General features: G+C 57.4%; 11 protein-coding genes. 7 read left to right on the top strand and 4 right to left on the bottom strand.

The genetic code is table 11. From position 1 onward, the window contains the following. Positions 1–37: 37 nt before the first annotated feature. The 6 genes from scpA (at position 38) to C0U40_RS14685 (ending at position 10,818) form a co-directional block, all read left to right on the top strand. Positions 38–2,167: a methylmalonyl-CoA mutase gene (gene scpA, locus C0U40_RS14710; RefSeq protein WP_101656564.1), complete on the top strand. Its 2,130-nt coding sequence runs from the start codon at positions 38–40 to the stop codon at positions 2,165–2,167. 9 nt (positions 2,168–2,176) lie between these two features. Then, positions 2,177–4,444: an NADP-dependent malic enzyme gene (locus C0U40_RS14705; RefSeq protein WP_101656563.1), complete on the top strand. Its 2,268-nt coding sequence runs from the start codon at positions 2,177–2,179 to the stop codon at positions 4,442–4,444. Between the two features lie 24 nt (positions 4,445–4,468). Further along, the gene (locus C0U40_RS14700; RefSeq protein ID WP_101656562.1) at positions 4,469–6,358 is read left to right on the top strand and encodes a propionyl-CoA synthetase; all 1,890 of its coding nucleotides are present in this window, start codon (positions 4,469–4,471) and stop codon (positions 6,356–6,358) included. Between the two features lie 151 nt (positions 6,359–6,509). Then, complete coding sequence (locus C0U40_RS14695) at positions 6,510–7,856, top strand: sigma-54-dependent transcriptional regulator (protein ID WP_101656561.1); 1,347 nt, start codon at positions 6,510–6,512, stop codon at positions 7,854–7,856. A gap of 251 nt (positions 7,857–8,107) precedes the next feature. Further along, positions 8,108–9,394 (top strand): SPOR domain-containing protein, encoded by a 1,287-nt coding sequence (locus tag C0U40_RS14690; RefSeq protein ID WP_180957714.1) that lies wholly within the window; start codon positions 8,108–8,110, stop codon positions 9,392–9,394. A gap of 89 nt (positions 9,395–9,483) precedes the next feature. After that, positions 9,484–10,818 (top strand): 8-oxoguanine deaminase, encoded by a 1,335-nt coding sequence (locus C0U40_RS14685; RefSeq protein ID WP_101656559.1) that lies wholly within the window; start codon positions 9,484–9,486, stop codon positions 10,816–10,818. 2 nt (positions 10,819–10,820) lie between these two features. Here C0U40_RS14685 and guaD read toward each other — a convergent pair whose 3' ends face one another. From guaD to C0U40_RS14670, 3 genes are read right to left on the bottom strand one after another with little or no spacing between them, the layout of a single operon-like run. Next, a complete protein-coding gene (guaD, locus tag C0U40_RS14680; protein ID WP_101656558.1) occupies positions 10,821–12,110 on the bottom strand; it encodes a guanine deaminase in 1,290 nt (429 codons plus the stop codon). Continuing rightward, positions 12,097–12,486: a DUF6165 family protein gene (locus C0U40_RS14675; RefSeq protein ID WP_101656557.1), complete on the bottom strand. Its 390-nt coding sequence runs from the start codon at positions 12,484–12,486 to the stop codon at positions 12,097–12,099. The genes guaD and C0U40_RS14675 overlap by 14 nt, the downstream gene beginning before the upstream one ends. Continuing rightward, the gene (locus C0U40_RS14670; protein WP_101656556.1) at positions 12,479–13,864 is read right to left on the bottom strand and encodes a tetratricopeptide repeat protein; all 1,386 of its coding nucleotides are present in this window, start codon (positions 13,862–13,864) and stop codon (positions 12,479–12,481) included. The genes C0U40_RS14675 and C0U40_RS14670 overlap by 8 nt, the downstream gene beginning before the upstream one ends. Before the next feature lie 148 nt (positions 13,865–14,012). Here C0U40_RS14670 and mgtE point away from each other — a divergent pair, with 148 nt between their 5' ends. Then, positions 14,013–15,410 carry a magnesium transporter gene (gene mgtE / locus C0U40_RS14665; protein WP_101656555.1) on the top strand — a complete coding sequence of 466 codons (1,398 nt, stop codon included), beginning with the start codon at positions 14,013–14,015 and terminating at the stop codon, positions 15,408–15,410. Positions 15,411–15,500: 90 nt separating this feature from the next. On the opposite strand, the gene C0U40_RS14660 is transcribed toward mgtE, so the two are convergent. After that, on the bottom strand, positions 15,501–18,188 hold the full coding sequence (locus C0U40_RS14660; RefSeq protein WP_145991945.1) for a hypothetical protein: 2,688 nt from the start codon (positions 18,186–18,188) through the stop codon (positions 15,501–15,503). Positions 18,189–18,261 lie beyond the last annotated feature (73 nt).

Here is an 18,261-nt window from a genome sequence, read left to right as displayed (position 1 = left end):
GCCAAGCCGCGTTAGTTAACGAAAGGGAGCGCAGAACATGAGCGCAGAGGATAAAAAGAACTGGGAAACGCTGGCAGAAAAAGAACTGCGCGGCAAACCGCTGGACAGTCTGAACTGGGAAACCCCCGAGGGCATCACAGTGAAGCCGGTCTATACCGAGGATGATCTTGAAGGTCTGGACCATCTGGGCGGTGTGCCCGGTGTGAACCCCTATACACGCGGTCCACGGGCCACCATGTACACAGGCCGTCCGTGGACCATCCGCCAGTATGCGGGGTTTTCTACGGCCGAGGAATCCAACGAGTTTTATCGTCAGGCGCTGAAAGGCGGGCAGCAGGGGGTCTCTGTTGCTTTCGATCTGGCCACCCATCGCGGTTATGACAGTGATCACGAACGGGTTGTGGGCGATGTGGGCAAGGCTGGTGTGGCCATTGATTCCGTTGAAGATATGAAGATCCTGTTCGACGGCATCCCGCTGGACCAGATTTCCGTGTCAATGACCATGAACGGCGCTGTGATCCCCGTGCTGGCGTCCTTTATCGTTGCGGGCGAAGAGCAGGGCCACGACCGCAAGGTTCTGTCCGGTACGATCCAGAACGACATCCTGAAAGAGTTCATGGTGCGCAACACCTACATCTACCCGCCGGAGCCTTCCATGCGGATCGTTGCGGATATTATCGAGTTTACAGCGACTGACATGCCGAAGTTCAACTCGATCTCGATTTCCGGCTATCACATGCAGGAGGCAGGCGCCAATCTGGTGCAGGAACTGGCCTTTACGCTGGCTGACGGTAAGGAATACGTCAAAACGGCGATTGCCAAGGGCATGGACGTGGACGCTTTTGCGGGGCGCCTGTCGTTCTTCTTTGCCATTGGTATGAACTTCTTCATGGAGATCGCCAAACTGCGGGCGGCGCGTCTGCTCTGGGCTGAAATCATGGCGGAGTTCAATCCCAAGAAGCCGGGTTCTTCTATGTTGCGCACCCACTGCCAGACGTCGGGCGTCTCCTTGCAGGAACAGGACCCTTACAACAACGTGGTGCGCACCGCTTATGAAGCGATGAGCGCGGTATTGGGCGGCACGCAAAGCCTGCACACCAACTCTTTTGACGAAGCGATCGCCCTGCCGACCGAGGAATCCGCGCGGCTGGCCCGTAACACCCAGTTGATCCTGCAAAATGAAACCGGCGTGACCAATGTGGTCGATCCGCTGGCAGGCTCTTACTATATCGAAAACCTCACCAACGAACTGGCGAATGAGGCGCGCAAGATCATCCGTGAAGTGGATGAAATGGGCGGAATGACCAAGGCTGTGGCCTCTGGCATGCCCAAACTGCGTATCGAAGAGGCCGCGGCCCGTCGTCAGGCCGCTGTGGATCGGGGCGACGAGGTTGTAGTCGGTGTGAACAAGTTCACGCTTGATAAACAGCCCGAAATCAACATCCGCGATATCGACAATTCCGCAGTGCGCGACAGCCAGATTGCACGGCTCGAAAAAATCCGCGCCACTCGGGATGCGGATGCCTGCGCGCAGGCTCTGATGATGCTGGAGCAGGGCGCACGGTCCGGTGAAGGCAATCTGCTGGCACTGGCTGTCGAGGCCGCGCGGGCACGGGCCACCGTGGGGGAAATTTCAGACGCAATGGAAGCCGCCTTCGGGCGCCATAGAGCAGAGGTAAAGACATTGGCAGGTGTATACGGTGCCGCCTATGAGGGCGATGAAGGGTTTGCACAAATTCAGGCAGATGTGGATGCCTTCGCCAAGGAAGAGGGCCGCCGCCCGCGCATGCTGGTGGTGAAAATGGGGCAGGACGGCCACGACCGAGGCGCCAAAGTTATCGCGACAGCCTTTGCCGATATCGGTTTTGACGTGGATGTCGGGCCGCTGTTCCAGACTCCGGCCGAGGCAGCGCGGGATGCGATCGACAACGATGTGCATGTGATTGGCATTTCATCGCAAGCCGCAGGCCATAAAACGCTGGCCCCCCAACTGGTTCAGGCGCTAAAAGACCAGAAAGCAGAGGATATCATCGTGATCTGTGGCGGCGTCATTCCGCAGCAGGACTATGATTTCCTTTATAGATCAGGGGTGAAGGCGATCTTTGGACCGGGAACGAATATTCCCTCTGCGGCGCGTAACATCCTTGAACTGATTAAATCCAGATAAGGAGTCACCATGGTCGACACGCCCAAAATCCGCGCCCTGAACTACCACCAGCACCCCAAGCCTGGAAAGCTGGAAATCAGGGCCACCAAGCCTATGGGCAACCAGCGGGATCTGTCGCTGGCCTATAGTCCAGGCGTGGCAGAGGCGTGTCTTGAAATCAAAGAGGACCGCAGCGCGGCTGAACTCTACACTACACGGGGCAATCTTGTGGGTGTCGTTAGCAACGGTTCGGCTGTGCTGGGTCTGGGCAATATCGGGGCACTGGCGTCAAAGCCGGTGATGGAAGGCAAGGCGGTCCTGTTCAAGAAATTCGCCAATATCGACTGTTTTGATATTGAACTGGACGAAAGCGATCCTGAAAAACTGGCGGAAATCGTCTGCGCGATGGAGCCGACCTTCGGGGCGATCAACCTTGAGGACATCAAGGCACCGGATTGTTTTATCGTGGAAAAAATCTGCCGCGAGCGGATGAATATTCCGGTTTTCCATGATGACCAGCACGGCACCGCCATTGTTGTAGGGGCCGCAGCCACCAACGCGATTGAAGTTGCGGGCAAACGGTTTGAGGACATTAAAATCGTCTCCACAGGGGGTGGTGCTGCGGGGATTGCCTGTCTGAACATGCTGGTTAAACTGGGTGTGAAGCGGGAAAATATATGGCTCTGCGATATTCACGGGCTGGTTTATGAGGGCCGCACCGAGGATATGAACCCGCAGAAAGCCGCCTTTGCCCAAGCCAGCGACTTGCGCACACTGGATGAAGTGATCGAGGGTGCCGATATGTTTCTTGGCCTGTCCGGTCCCGGTGTGCTGAAGCCTGATATGGTCAAGCGGATGACGTCCCAGCCGATCATCTTTGCGCTGGCCAATCCGACGCCGGAAATCATGCCGGATGCGGCCAAGGCGGTTGCACCGGATGCAATTATTGCCACGGGCCGCTCGGACTATCCCAATCAGGTAAATAACGTTCTCTGCTTTCCGTTCATTTTCCGTGGTGCGCTTGATGTAGGCGCGACCGAGATTAACGACGCCATGCAAATCGGCTGCGTCAAAGGTATCGCGGAACTGGCCCGTGCCACCAGCAGTGCCGAAGCTGCCGCCGCCTATCAGGGGGAAAAGATGACTTTCGGGCCGGATTACCTGATCCCGAAACCTTTCGATCCGCGCCTGATGGGGATCGTTGCCAGCGCTGTCGCGAAGGCGGCTATGGAAAGCGGTGTTGCCAAACGTCCTGTCGAAAGTATCGAGGATTACAAGGCCGATCTGGACCGTTCGGTCTTTAAATCTGCCTTCATCATGCGCCCCGTGTTCGAACTGGCCCGCAATACCGTGCGCCGCCTGATCTTTGCCGAAGGCGAGAGCGAGCGGGTGCTGCGCGCGGTGGGCGCGATGATGGAAGAGGGCGTGGACCGTCCGATCCTGATCGGACGGCCAGATGTGATCAAACAGCGGATTTCCCGTGCAGGTCTGCGCATCCAGCCCGAAGCGGACTTTGACGTGGTGAACCCCGAAAGTGACAGCCGCTACCGCGATTACTGGAAAACATATTACGATCTGATGAAACGGCGCGGCGTGACACCGGATCTGGCGAAGGCCATCATGCGCACGAATACAACGGCCATTGGTGCTGTGGCTGTACATCGCGGTGAAGCCGACAGCCTGATTTGCGGCACTTTCGGCCAGTATCTGTGGCATCTGAAATACGTCAGCGAAATTCTGGGGCGGGGAGATTTGCACCCTGTCGGGGCGCTTTCGGTGATGATCCAGCAGAACGGCGCGTTGTTCGTGGCCGATACGCAGGTCAATCCGGAACCGACTGCGGACCAGATTGCCCAGACGGTGATTGCTGCGGCCCGTCATGTAAAACGCTTTGGGGTCGAGCCAAAAGTGGCGCTGCTGTCCCATTCCCAATTCGGTAATCTGGACACAGAAAGCGGCCGCCGGATGCGCGGTGCGTTGGAAATTCTCGATGGGCTTGATCTGGATTTTCAGTACGAAGGCGAAATGCACGCGGACAGTGCTCTGGACCCGGAGGTCCGCGCCCGGATCATGCCGGACAGCCGGATGGAAGGCGCTGCCAACACGCTGGTTTTTGCCAACACCGACGCGGCGAGTGCAGTACGTAACGTGTTGAAAACCCGTGCCGGAGGGCTGGAGGTAGGCCCGATCCTGATGGGGATGGGCAACAAGGCCCATATCGTGACCCCGTCAATCACACCTCGGGGATTGTTAAACATTGCCGCACTGGCCGGAACGTCGGTGCATTCTTACGACTAATAGGGACGAACGGGAGGAGTAACCATGGGATATAAAGAGGTCTATGCGGACTGGCAGGCTGATCCGGAGGCATTCTGGATGGAGGCTGCCAAAGCCATCGACTGGATTGTAGAGCCGACCAAGGCGCTGCACGACGAAAATGCGCCCCTTTATGAATGGTTCTCCGACGGAGTGGTAAACACCTGCTATAATGCTGTGGACCGGCATGTGGAGAACGGGCGCGGCGATCAGGACGCCATTATATACGACAGCCCGATCACAGGCGCGAAAAGCCGGATCACTTTTGCCGAGCTTCAAACCCGAGTTGCCCGTCTGGGGGGCGCGCTGCTGGAGCAGGGGGTCATTAAAGGCGATCGTGTCATCATCTATATGTCGATGACCCCTGAAGCGATTATCGCGATGCTGGCCTGTGCGCGGATCGGTGCGATCCACTCGGTTGTTTTTGGTGGATTTGCGGCCAGCGAACTGGCCACACGGATCGACGATGCTACCCCGAAGGCTGTAATTGCCAGCAGCTGCGGGATCGAACCCGGACGCGTTATTGCCTATAAGCCGCTTCTTGACGAAGCCATTGAGATGTCCGCTCACAAGCCCGAAACCTGCATTATCTTCCAGCGCGAACAGGCCGAAGCAACACTGGAGCCGGGACGCGACCACGACTGGAATGAAGTACAAGCAAATGTGACACCAGCACCTTGTGTTCCGGTGAAAGGCAATGATCCGGTTTATGTGCTCTATACCTCTGGTACCACGGGCCAGCCCAAGGGCGTTGTGCGCCATACAGGTGGCCATCTGGTGGCGCTGAACTGGACGATGAAGAACGTCTACGGCGTTGATCCGGGTGATGTGTTCTGGGCCGCATCGGATGTGGGCTGGGTCGTGGGGCATTCCTACATCTGTTACGGGCCATTGATCCACGGAAACACAACAGTCGTGTTTGAGGGCAAGCCGGTCGGCACGCCGGATGCAGGTACGTTCTGGCGGGTGATGCAGGACTATAAGGTCCGCGCTATGTTCACCGCGCCAACTGCTTTCCGTGCAATCAAGCGGGAAGACCCCAAGGGCGAATATCGCCAGAAATATGACTTATCGAACCTTGAAACCCTGTTTCTGGCAGGGGAACGGGCAGATCCTGACACCATTTTGTGGGCGCAGGACCAGCTCGGGATTCCGGTGATTGACCATTGGTGGCAGACCGAAAGCGGCTTTCCTATGGTCGGCAATCCTATGGGAATAGAAGCCCTGCCGGTTAAGGTTGGTTCCCCGACTGTTCCGATGCCGGGCTTCGATGTGCGTATCCTGAGCGATGAGGGCGAGGAAATGCCAGTTGGTGAACTGGGCGCGATTGCGGTGAAACTGCCCCTGCCACCGGGCACACTGCCGACATTGTGGAATGCCGAGGACCGCTATCGGTCTGCCTATCTCAAAACGTTTGAGGGATATTACGAGACCGGCGATGCCGGCATGAAGGATGAAGACGGATATCTTTATATCATGGCGCGCACCGATGATGTGATCAACGTGGCGGGACACCGGCTGTCGACCGGCGCGATGGAGGAAATCCTCGCCAGTCATCCCGATGTAGCCGAATGCGCCGTGATTGGTGTCGCTGATCCTTTGAAAGGGCAGTTGCCGCTTGGTACTTTGTGCCTGACCTCCGGTGTTGATCGCCCGCACGACGAGATTGTGAAGGAATGTATCCAGCTTGTGCGTGACAGGATCGGCCCTGTGGCTGCATTCAAACTGGCTTGTGTCGTGGATCGTCTGCCCAAAACGCGCTCCGGTAAAATCCTGCGGGCAACCATGGTGAAGATCGCAAATGGTGAAGAGTTTAAAACGCCCGCCACAATTGACGATCCCGCTATCATTGACGAGATCGCAGCGTCATTTAAATCGCTTGGCTACCCTGGGTAGCTTGTGGACTGGTCTTAACGGGTTAAGATGATTTAGAGTAAACCCGCATCCAGTTCGGGATGCGGGTGTATTGATAAACAAGAAGAACCACGTGTTGAAGACCCGCAAAAACTATCTTCCCAATCCGCCCCAGACAGGGCCGGAGTAACCTGTGACGGGCCGGATTCTCATTGTTGAGGGCAGGGAGCAACTTCTCAGTTCTTGCGCCCGACAATTGGAGCAGCACGGTTATGCCGTCGATCTGGCCCATAGTTTGCCCAAAGCGGCAGAACTGTTTGCCACCAGCGGCCATGCGATTGTCATTGTCGATTTGCTGATTTCAGAGCACGGGGTGAAGCCTGTGATTGGCGGCATGTTGGGTGCGCGTCCGGAGACACGGATTATCGTTACCACCGCAAGCGGTTCCATGAAGCAGGCTGCGGATGCGATGAAGCTTGGTGCGTTTGACTTTATCGTCAAACCATTTGACAGCCAGCGACTGGTGCATTTTGTAAATAATGCGGCCAAAGTGCCAGAGGCCGGCAACCCTGCTGCAGAACCCTCCCGACTTGCGCGCGGTTATCTGGACATGGACAGCGCTGTTCACAAGTTTATCACGAAGATCGCGCCATCGCTGGCAGCGGTTCTGATTACCGGTCCAAAGGGCGTTATGAAAGAGGCTTGCGCGCGCCTGATTCACACCAAATCTTCTTTACGCGACGGTGTTTTCACTGTGCTGGAGTGCCAGAAGGGCAGGGCCGGAGAATTTATTGATTACCTTCCCAAGGATCTGTTGCAGTCTGGGGGAACCGTCTTTCTGAATGACATTTGTGATCTTCCTCTCAGAATACAGACACAGCTTTTGTGGTTCTTGCAGACCGGACTGGTCAAAGATGCAGATGAGATGGCCCACAGGCCGGATATTCGGGTGATTTGCGGAACTTCCTTGCAGCCCGAAGCAGCCATGTCCGCAGGCCGTTTGCGCGAGGATCTTTACTACCGTCTGTCCGTGGCTTCTCTGGCGCTTCCGGGATTAACGGATGGACGTTTTTCGGTGCGGGTTATGGCACAAGAGCTGTTCAGCGCCTACTGCCGTGTTATCGGACGTGGCAATTGCGTGCTCGGGCCCGACGTTTGCGATATGTTCGAGCAATACAGCTGGCCGGGACACCAAGCCGAACTGCTGAAGCTTCTGCGCAGCCTTGCAGACTCTGCCCCGTCTGGCGAGGTAACACCGGCCCATCTGCCCCGCAGCTTCATGAAAGCATTCCGCCAAGACCAGAAAGCTTTTGCCCGCAGTCAGCAGGAAGCGGCGGCCGGACCACAAAACCAGACCGACGTTTACGAAGCAGCGCTTCGCGCGTTGATCCGGGATGGGCTTACGCTGGCAGAGATTGAAAAATCCGTTATCGAAGTGACCATCCGTCACTATCAGGGCTCCATTCCCCGTGCGGCGGCACACCTTGGTGTGTCTCCATCGACTCTTTACCGCAAGCTGGAAAGCTGGTCGAAAAGCTAGCTTCGATGGCTTGGATCTTTCCATCCTTCATGCGTCCCTTCCGAGGGAGGTAAAAGGCATGGATCAAAGGGAGTTGGGCCTCAGACTTCAAGTGCATGCCTCTAGGTGAGACCCCAAAACCGTGGGGTCGCGCACGAAATTACCACGAAATATAGCGACAATCGGGCAAAATTACTTTACATTGTGTCTTAAAAAAGGCACGGTTACTGCAAAAAAGGCAGGTAAAAAAAATGTATCCAAAAGGGCTTGAGATGCGTGATATAATCAGAATGGCGGCAGGCATGGCAACCGGATTTGCGGTTGTCTTCACACTTTCCGATCCGGCCGAGGCCCAGTCCTTGCGCAAGATCACGGCACCCGCCGAAAATCCCCCCCAAACATTCACCGGAAAACAATATGTAGACAGCCGTGGCTGTGTGTTTATTCGCGCCGGATTTGGCGGACGGGTCACCTGGGTGCCCCGCGTCAATCGTAAGCGAAATGTTTACTGTTCGCCAAACAACCGGCCTTCGCTGTCTGGCAGCCAGCTTGCCGCTCTCAAACAGGCACCGGTCGTGCAAACCGACAATAAGGTTGTAGATCTTTCGCTGCCGGAAACTACCGCGGCAAAACCGGCCCCGAAGGTTGTCAAGATTGCACCGAAAAAGGTTGCAGCCGCAAAACCCGCGCCACAAGCCAAGCCTAAACCAACGCGCAAAGTGGCTGCCGTTCAGCCCCGTCCTGCAAAAGTGGCGGTCGCAACCCCTGCAATGACACGGACCAATCTGGCACGGCGGGGACCACAAGCGGTTCACCCCGGGGATCTGGTACGTTCCGGTCGGGAGCGGGCTGAAAATGCCGGTTTGAAGGCGCAAACTCCTTCCGCGAACACGGCTGTGGTGACTGCTCCGGTTCAAACCGCGCGTGTGACTACCGTTCCTGTACAGCGGGTTGCTACGACTTATACACCGCCTCCGGCACAAAAGGTGCATCCGGGTGATCTGGTACGCCAGCAACAGCAACGCCGCCTCCAAGCGGCGGCGGCGGCCAATGCCAGCGTTTACAAAAAGCCGGCGAAACCTGTGCGTAAGGTGACACGAGCCCAAGTTGTTGACCCAGTTCACGGGTTGCAAACCGTTGGCACGATCATTGATCCCGATGTAACGGCCCGTGGCGATGCGCAGATGGAAATGGTTTGGACCAACACGGTTCCCCGCCGTCTGGTGCAAAAGAAGGTCCGTGTGCGTCAGGTAGCGGTTGCCGGTTCCACCGTGAAGGCGATCAAATCGTCGAAATCCTATACACAGCCGAAACCAAAGGCGCGTAGTGCAGGCAAGCGCTATGTTCAGGTTGGAACATTCGGCGATGCAACCAACGCGCGCCGCACGATTTCGCGGTTTCAGGCAGGCGGTCTACCGGTTGGTACCCGTACCATCGCGCGCAACGGAAAGAATTTGAAAGTTGTTCTGTTGGGGCCGTTCAGCAGCGAAGCGCAAATGCAATCCGCGCTGCGCTCTGCACGGGGTGCCGGCTTCGGGGATGCGTTCTACGCGGACTGAGCCCAAGCGCCGATAACTCCAATTTCCCGACTTTTCAATCATGCCAGCGGCACAAGCCGCTGGCTTTACTTTGGATTGGAGAGTTAGACATGACACGTCTTGTTATCAAAAATATCGGCCATCTGGTCACTATGAATGCCGCAAGGTCCGAACGGACGGGCGTTGATATGGCGGTGGAAAACGGGGTGATTGCCGAGATTGGCAATAATCTTTCGGGCCCGCAAACCGTGAACGCGCAGGGCTGCGTTGTAACCCCCGGTCTGGTGAACACCCATCACCATCTGTTCCAGACACTGACACGGGCCGTGCCCGGCGGACAGGACGCGCTGTTGTTCGGCTGGCTGCAAACGCTTTACCCGATCTGGGCACGGATGGGGCCAGAAGAGATGTTCACGTCAGCGCAGGTGGGGCTGGCAGAACTGGCGCTGTCGGGCTGTACTCTCAGTTCCGATCACCAGTATATTTTCCCCAACGGCTCCAGTCTGGATGACGCGATAGAGGCGGCCCGCAGCATTGGTGTGCGGTTCCACGCAGCCCGTGGTTCCATGAGCATCGGGGAGAGCGACGGTGGCCTGCCGCCCGATCATCTGGTGGAGCGGGAAGCTGATATTCTGAACGATTGTATCCGCGTGGCCGACCGCTATCACGATCCGGAAGACGGCGCGATGTTGCGCATTGTCATGGCGCCATGTTCACCGTTTTCGGTCAGTACCGGCCTTATGAAAGACAGCGCAGCACTGGCGCGGGACAAGGGGGTGATGCTGCACACCCATCTGGCGGAAAACGACGAGGATATTGCCTATAGTCAGGAAAAATTCGGCTGCCGTCCGGGGCAATACGCGCAAGACATGGGCTGGACCGGAACCGATGTCTGGCACGCGCACTGTGTGAAGTTGGACGCGCAAGAGATTGATTTATTTGCAAAAACCGGAACGTGCGTCGCCCATTGCCCGTGTTCCAACTGCCGCCTTGGTTCCGGCATCGCGCCCGTGCGCCAGATGCGGGATGCAGGCGTGCGGGTCGGGCTTGGCGTGGACGGATCGGCCTCCAATGATGCGGGTCACCTGCTGGATGAGGCGCGGCAGGCGATGTTGTTGCAGCGGGTGCAGAACGGCGCTGACGCCATGGCCGCGCGGGAAGCTTTGGAGATTGCCACGCTGGGCGGGGCGCAGGTTCTGGGGCGCTCTGACTGTGGATCGCTTGAGGTGGGCAAACGGGCGGATTTTGCCATTTGGGACATGTCGGGCCTTGCGGCTGCAGGGAACTGGGATCCGGTGGCAGCACTGGTGCTGACCGGACCCCACAACGTGCGCGACCTTTATGTTGAGGGGCGCGCGGTGGTGCATGGTGGGCAGATGGTTAACGTGGACCTGCGTGAAGTGATCACCCGTCAGAACCGTCTCGCGGCACGTCTGGCGGGTTAAATTCAGCGCACCACTTTGCCGTTGACCCAGACACCGGAAATGGCGCGGTCGTCGCCCATCATGATGGTGGGGAAGACGGCTTCCCAGATGTCCTCCGCCCGTTTGCTGCGCTGCGCAATCGCAGGGGTAGAGGCCAGATCAATCGCGATCAGATCAGCCTCCATCCCTGTGGCGAGATTTCCGATTTTATCCTGCAGCCCTAAGGCTTTGCTTGATCCGACAGTGGCCAGATAAAGCAGCTGTGCGGGATGCAACGGCGTGCCGCGCAACTGGCCTACCTCATAGGCAGAGGCCATGGTGCGCAGCATGGAAAAGGAAGAACCGCCCCCCGTGTCCGTTGCCAGCCCCACCGGAATCCCCCGTTGGTGCAGGCCGCTTACATCACACAGGCCGGATCCGATAAAGGTGTTGGAGCTGGGACAATGGCCGATGCTGACACCCTGTTCGGCCATACGGTCAATCTCGCGCGGGGTGAGGTGGATCGCATGACCCATGACCGCGCCTTTGCCCACCAGCCCGTGCTGTTCGTACACATCAAGGTAATCCCGCGCATCGGGAAACAGGTCTTTGACCCAAGCGATTTCCTCGTGCTGTTCGGACAGATGGGTCTGCATCAGGCAATCGGGGTGTTCCGCCCAAAGTGCACCCAATGCGGAAAGCTGGTCAGCAGTCGACGTCGGGGCAAACCGGGGCGTGATAACATAGCCGAGGCGATCCACCCCGTGCCATCGTTCCAGCAGCGCCTTGCTGTCATCATAGGCGGATTGCACCGTGTCGCGCAAACCGTCCGGCGCGTTGCGGTCCATGCAGGTTTTCCCCCCGAGCATCCGCATCCCGCGTTTCTGCGCCGCCGTGAAATAGGCGTCCACGCTTTCAGGATGGATGGTGCAGTAGCTGGCCGCAGTTGTGGTGCCGTTGGAAAGTGCCAGATCGCAATATAGTTCTGCAATTTCATTGGCGTAGTCTGCATTCTTAAAGCGCGTTTCTTCCGGAAAGGTATAGGTGTTCAGCCAGTCGATCAGCCGCTTTCCCCAACTGGCAACGATGCCGGTCTGCGGGTAATGCACATGACTGTCCACAAAGCCTGCCATCAGCAGGGCATCGCCTTTATCCGTCAACCGCGCCTGCGGATAGCTGGCACGCAGGGTACCTGCGTCCCCCACGTGAACGATCTTCCCGTCTTGCACCGCCACAGCCCCGCGCCGGATGTGACGGGCCGCTTCCGGTCCTTCGCGGAACGGATCGCCGGTAAAGCCAAGGGTTTGACCAAGGATCAGATCAGTAGTCGGCATAGGATTTTTCTTCGACGATATGGGAGCCGAGAACCAGATTAATCTGCTTTTTATACTCTGCGCGTTTGTCGTTGGTTACGTAAACAGCGCGGGCCAGACGGATAAATTCTTCCCCGAAGTCGCTCGCACGCTCGCAGTCGCGGATGGCATCTTCGATGTCCCACAGTTCGCGGTTCACATTCAGCAGACGGTGGTTGAGGACGGTTATTTCTTCGGTCTTGGGGATGTGTTTGTTCGCTACGGCAAACAGGGCCGCGTGTTCGATCTTCACATTGGCAAGCTTTTCGGGGTCTTCGATCTTGTCCAGCTTAATCGCCAGAATTGTCAGCTTGTCCAGTAATTCCCCCGGAGAGATAGGGGTCAGTATTTCATCCATGTTGGTTTACCAATTCTTCCAGCTCCGTTCGGAGTTTTGCAAATACACTGTCCCAATCGCCTGATTTATCTTGCCGGATCAACCGCATAGAGGGATACCACGGAGTGTGGTCCTGATAGGGTTCATAAAGCCAGTAGGCTTCGGAATGCAACAGGTTCCAGACCTTCGCGCCAAGCGACCCCGCCACATGGGCTATGGCACTGTCCATGGTGATCACAAGGTCAAGTTGCTGGATGAGGGCAGCACTGTCGGCAAAATCGCGATCGTTTCCTGCCGCGTCCAGTATCACACAAGACGTGCCATCCGCGTGGTAGGCTTGGGTCAGCGGCCCCTTGTAAAGCGAGAACATCTGCAGGTTGGGTATATCCGCCAGTTGCAGGAACTGCTGGTGGCTGAAAGAGCGTTTGTGATTGGCGCGATAGGTCACGGAACCGGACCAGAGCACACCAACCTTGAAATCGTTTTCGAACGGGGCGAGCAGGGCTTCGGCCCGTTCTTTCGAATCCTTCGGGACCGAGAGCCTTGTCGGGGCAGGGAGCGTGTCAATCGTTGTCCCAAGATAGCGCGGCAGGTCCATCATTGGCGCCCAGAAGTCACAGCCTTCAAGGTCGGCAGTGGTGAGTGCAAAACGGGACATTCCGGCCAAGCCTTCAAACACACGGTGTAGCGGTTGTTTCACGGAAAGGCGCACCTCTGCCCCCATGTCGGCCACACCCTTCAGGAACCGCGCCATCAGGATCGTATCGCCAAAACCCTGTTCGGGCGTCACCAAAAGTGTTTTTCCCGCCAGATCCTCTCCGCTCCACTTTGGCATCGGCATATCGGGCAAGGAAATTTCATCCCCTTTCCAGCGCCAGTCAAATTCGGCAAACCCGTTGGGGTAGTCTCCAAGCGCGAGCAGCGCGAAGGAAAGTTGGATGTGCAGTTCCGGATCATCAGGATGGGACGCAATCGCCTTTTGTAACTGTTCCTTTGCTTCTGTGTGCCGGCCAAGAGCGCGCAGGTATTTGCCCAGAGATGACCAGTTTTCAGGGTTGGACGGATTTTTGGCCAGTGCCTTGCGCCGCAGTTCAAGCGCTTGTTCCGGCTCGCCTGCATCGAAAAGCGCATTGGCAGCGTTATTTAGAACGCTGTCATTCTCGGGATCGATCTGAAGCGCTTTCTGTTGGCAAACAACAGCCAGAGGATAGTTCTTTTCGCTACGGAACAGGGCACCGAGATTGGACCAGATTGCGCCGTCTTTAGGCGCGCGTGCGAGATAGGCGCGATACAGATCCCGTGCGGTGGCGCGGTCGCCTTTCTGGTGGCGGGCAATTGCACCGTCCCGCAAGTCGGACAGGGTTTTAAACTGGAGTTTTTGCGGTTTTTGTTCTGTCATAATTTAGTGTTACGCCAATAGAATAGATCGGAAGCAGACTTTACAGTAGACGGGATTTCCCGATCAGGCAAACCGCAGGTTTCACCAGAATTGCGGTTGTTGCACTTTGGGCGAACGGGTAGAAGAAAGACAAAAGCAGGGGGCAAGAATGCAGGACCAGATCACACCGGAAGACGCCTACAAGGACCCTGATTCCGGTGACGGGGCCTATACGCTCGACACAGTTGCCATTGATGCCATACTTGACGCTGTGGAAGCGGGGGACCAGCCCCGCCTGATCGAGGTTCTGGAGCCGCTTCATTCTGCGGATATTGCGGACGTTCTTGAACAGATTTCCAGTGCAGAGCGGGAAAGCCTTCTGCTTCTTTGGGGGACAGAGTTTGACGGCGATGTGCTGTCTGAACTTGATGAAAACCTGCGGGCCGATTTGATCGAAACCCTGCCGCCCGAGGTGATGAGCTCGGCCCTGAAAGATCTTGAATCCGATGACGTGGTTGATCTGGTCGAAGATCTGGAAGAACCCCAGCAAAACCGCATCCTTGAGGCGCTTGATCAGACAGACCGTGTCGCGGTTGAACAATCGCTGCAATACCCCGAGGAAAGTGCCGGCCGTCTGATGCAGCGGGAACTGGTCATGGCGCCAGCCCATTGGACCGTCGGGGATGCCATTGACCACCTGCGCAGTGAAACCGATCTGCCCTACCGGTTTTATGTTGTGGTGATCGTTGATCCCAAGATGCAACCCATCGGTAAGGTGGCCCTGTCAGATCTTATGTCGAGCCCCCGGGAAACGATGCTTGCGACCATCATGGACGAGCATTTCCACGTCATTCCCGTCACACAATCGCAGGAAGACGTGGCCTATGCCTTTAACCAGTACCATATGGTTTCCGCGCCTGTAGTGGATGAGAGGGGGCGTCTGGTGGGTGTCATCACCATTGATGACGCGATGCTGGTGCTGGACGAGGAAGCGGAAGAAGACCTTCGGCTTCTGAACGGTGTTGGCGACGAAAGCCTGACGGACAGTATACTCGATACCACACGCCAGCGGTTTCCATGGCTCGGGGTAAACCTGATTACCGCGGTTCTTGCCTCTATGGTGATTTCACAATTCTCCGACACGATTGAGGCGATCGTTGCCCTGGCGGTCCTGATGCCGATTGTTGCCTCAATGGGCGGGAATGCGGGGACGCAAACCCTGACCGTTGCCGTGCGGGCGCTGGCCACGAAGGATTTGACCGCATCCAACGCCATGCGGGTGATCCGTCGAGAGGTCATGGTCGGCTTGCTGAATGGTCTGGTCTTTGCCGTGATTATCGGTGCTGTCGGCGTGGTCTGGTTCGGTTCGCCCATGTTGGGTGTGGTGTTGGGACTGGCAATGATCGCAAACCTGCTGATTGCCGGTATGGCCGGTATTCTGATCCCGATTACGCTGACCAAACTGAAAATCGACCCCGCGCTGGCATCGGGTGCGTTTGTGACAACGGTTACAGATGTGGTCGGCTTTTTCGCTTTCCTCGGATTGGCAGCGGTGATGCTGACCTGATCCTTTTAAGCCATTAGAACTGCCAACAAAAAAGCTGCCGGAACCTATGTTCCTGCGGCTTTCTTTATTTCAGCTTTTTAAACCCGGCCCTTATGGGATCTTAAGCACCTGATCGCGGCTGCCTCTTTTGATCCGCAGGCTGTCTTCCCCGATGGCAGAGACGCGCCAACCGCCAAGGCTGTCGCCTGCTTTTACCTTCACGTATCGTCCGGTTGAGGTGCGCACGAGCGCCCGTCGCGCACTTGGGGTGCCGAAGACACCTACAAGGCTCAGGCGGGAGGTGCGGAACTTGGAGCGTTCAGTAGCTGCATTCGCAACACTGGTTGCGGTCGGCGCAGGCGGCGCTTTCACCGTGCCAACGGCAGCTTTAGGCGTTTTCGCTGTGGTTCTGGTTGTGCCACCGGTGTCGCTGGGCTCCGCTGTGACGCGTTTCACTACACGTTCCAGACGGGCAGGGCGCGCTTTGGGTTGGGGGCTTTCCTCGATAGCGAAACGGGAAGCGCTTGCAATCGTATTTTGCGGCTGGGTGGAGGCTACAAGGATTTCTGCTTCGGGTTCCGGCTCTGGTGCGATGACCCGCAAGCTGTTCGGACGGCTGCGCGATTTTTTTCCTGCCAGCGCCGGATCGGCCAAAGCCACAAGCCCGTCCATCTCGAACGGTGTCAGGACACGCAGGTTTGTCGGGCGGTTGCGGGCTTTCAAACCTGCGAGGGCCGGATCGGCCAGAGCGATCAGGGACGGGGCTTCCGGCTCCTGGGTACTCTCTACAGCTTCTTCGGTTTCCTCTTGCGCTGGAGGGGTTGCAACCTCCAGATCCTCGGCCAGATCTGTGGGACGGTCCTGCGGACGTAATGCCGGATTGGCCAGCGCGAGAGAAGTAGCGCTTTCTATGGCTTCTTGCGCCTCGGTTTGGGCGATGGCGGCGGTTTCCGCGTCCACATTCGCTTCGGTGGCGATTTCCGCGGCTGCGACTTCCAGTGCCTCGGCCTCTGTCCCTGACGGATCGGCCGCAGGTGTTTCAACTGCCACGATCTGCTCTGGTACGTTCAGCGTCTGTGGGCGCAATTTCGCGCGCAGAGGGCGCAGAGCCGGATCAGCCAGTTGCGCGATGGTTGGCGGGCCAAAGGCCGGACCGGGCGCTGGCACGTCCAGATCAGACGGGCGCACCCGCGCCCGAAGCGGCCGCAGCGCCGGATCGGCAAGTTCCAGAATGGTTTGCGGTACGGTTTCTTCAGGCACCGTATTTTCAGACAGCAAAGCCTCGGCTGGGGGTTCTTCCGCTGCTGTTTCAGGCACTACAAGTGACTCGGGGCGCAGGCGCGGCGAGAAACCGGCCAGTGGATCAGCAGGGATCGCTGAACCAGGGCGGTCGGGCGGTGTTTGCGACGGTTTGCCGGCGTAAATTACGATGTAATCCGGTCCGGGTGTCCCTTCCTCTGTCGGTGTAAGGGTGCCAGGTTCTGCTGTGATGGGCGATGGCGGGCGTACCGGACGTTCTGCCGGTTCCAATGCGGTTTCGGGCAGAGGAGAAGCATCTCGATCTGTCGCAGGCAGGTCGCCCAGCAGGATCGGATCGAAAGACTGGCTCGGCAAAGTCAGCGCTGCAAGGCGGACGGGGGCCTCTGGTTCTGTCGGCGCGTAAGGCGCCAGAGCCATATCGGTTTGGATGATCTCGACAATTTCATCATTAACCGCAACTTCGGGAAGATCGCGGCGCGCTTCGGCAATTTGCAGCGTGCTGGTTTTAACCAGTTCCGAATCCTTTACGACAACCGGAGAGACTGATTCTTCGGATTGCAGGCGAATAATAAAGGGACGGTCTGCGCCCGAGTTGCGAGGCACAGGTTTGGTCGCAAGGGCCGGATAGGTTGTTGCAACTGGCGCGTTCAGGGCGATCCGGACCAAGGGCAGATTGGGCGCGATTTCCTGAAGGGCAAGCTGGCTTGCCTGATCTTCTTCGTTCGAAACGTCCTGCACTTCGGGTTCGGCAAGAGCGACCTCTTCCGCCGCGGTTTCTTCTTCGGCGGACTCTGCAATTGCCTCTGCTACAGGGGCAGTTTCCACACCGGAAGACAGAGCTGCTGTTTGCGCACCGGTGTCACCGATAGCTTGGGTGCCAGTGGGTTGTTCCACAACGGCCACCGCCGGCGGCGCGTCATATCCGCTGGCATCCGATGTCATCTGCGAATATCCGAAATACCCGATTGCCAGCCCGACGGACGCCGCGGCAACCCAAGGAACAAACCACAGCGGTTTAGCGGCAGTCGCTTGTTCTTTCAGAACAAAACGGGGTTCGCGGGGGAATTCCCGTTCGGTGTATTCCGTGGTGAAATAGAGCGTGTCAAACCCATGGGTCTTTGCAAATGTCTCTGCTTCAAGCAGCGTCTGGCGGGCCACGATCCCGACAGGGGCCATGTTGCCAAAGCCTTTTTCGCCCATATCAAAAACGATTTCATCCATCGGCAGAGGAGAGATTTTTTCGATCTGGCGCAGCCCGTGGCGTTCGGCGGCTTCGTCTTCGAATACACCAAGGCTGACCTTGGACAGCATCACTTCGGAGCGGGGTACACGCACCACTGTGCGCCGCATTTTCGCGGTGCCCGGTCCGTTTGCGATCACTGAGTCGCGCATCTCGCGAACCTGCGCAGAGAGGTCGGGAGCTTCCAGCGGCACATGTCCAAGCACGGTCCAACCGCCACCGCTGCCACGGTGCCACAGAGCGACGCCTTCATTCGACAAATCGAGCGCAAAATTCGGTTTGGTTTCACCCATCATCATAAAGTTCTCTCTATCCACAGCGCGGATATACCACCAAAGGCATCTATTGCTACAGTTTTGGTGGGCTAAGCCC

Source organism: Neptunicoccus cionae, assembly GCF_002860325.1.
GTDB classification, from domain to species: domain Bacteria; phylum Pseudomonadota; class Alphaproteobacteria; order Rhodobacterales; family Rhodobacteraceae; genus Amylibacter; species Amylibacter lutimaris.
The sequence above is the reverse complement of the archived record's forward strand: the minus strand, read 5'-3'. Positions and strand labels throughout refer to the sequence as shown.

Bases quoted from the DNA above. Each gene is read 5' to 3' on its own strand.
- scpA (WP_101656564.1), top strand. From the start codon at position 38: ATGAGCGCAGAGGATAAAAAGAACTGGGAAACGCTGGCAGAAAAAGAA.
- C0U40_RS14705 (WP_101656563.1), top strand. From the start codon at position 2,177: ATGGTCGACACGCCCAAAATCCGCGCCCTGAACTACCACCAGCACCCC.
- C0U40_RS14700 (WP_101656562.1), top strand. From the start codon at position 4,469: ATGGGATATAAAGAGGTCTATGCGGACTGGCAGGCTGATCCGGAGGCA.
- C0U40_RS14690 (WP_180957714.1), top strand. From the start codon at position 8,108: ATGCGTGATATAATCAGAATGGCGGCAGGCATGGCAACCGGATTTGCG.
- C0U40_RS14685 (WP_101656559.1), top strand. From the start codon at position 9,484: ATGACACGTCTTGTTATCAAAAATATCGGCCATCTGGTCACTATGAAT.
- guaD (WP_101656558.1), bottom strand. From the start codon at position 12,110: ATGCCGACTACTGATCTGATCCTTGGTCAAACCCTTGGCTTTACCGGC.
- C0U40_RS14675 (WP_101656557.1), bottom strand. From the start codon at position 12,486: ATGGATGAAATACTGACCCCTATCTCTCCGGGGGAATTACTGGACAAG.
- C0U40_RS14670 (WP_101656556.1), bottom strand. From the start codon at position 13,864: ATGACAGAACAAAAACCGCAAAAACTCCAGTTTAAAACCCTGTCCGAC.
- mgtE (WP_101656555.1), top strand. From the start codon at position 14,013: ATGCAGGACCAGATCACACCGGAAGACGCCTACAAGGACCCTGATTCC.
- C0U40_RS14660 (WP_145991945.1), bottom strand. From the start codon at position 18,188: ATGATGATGGGTGAAACCAAACCGAATTTTGCGCTCGATTTGTCGAAT.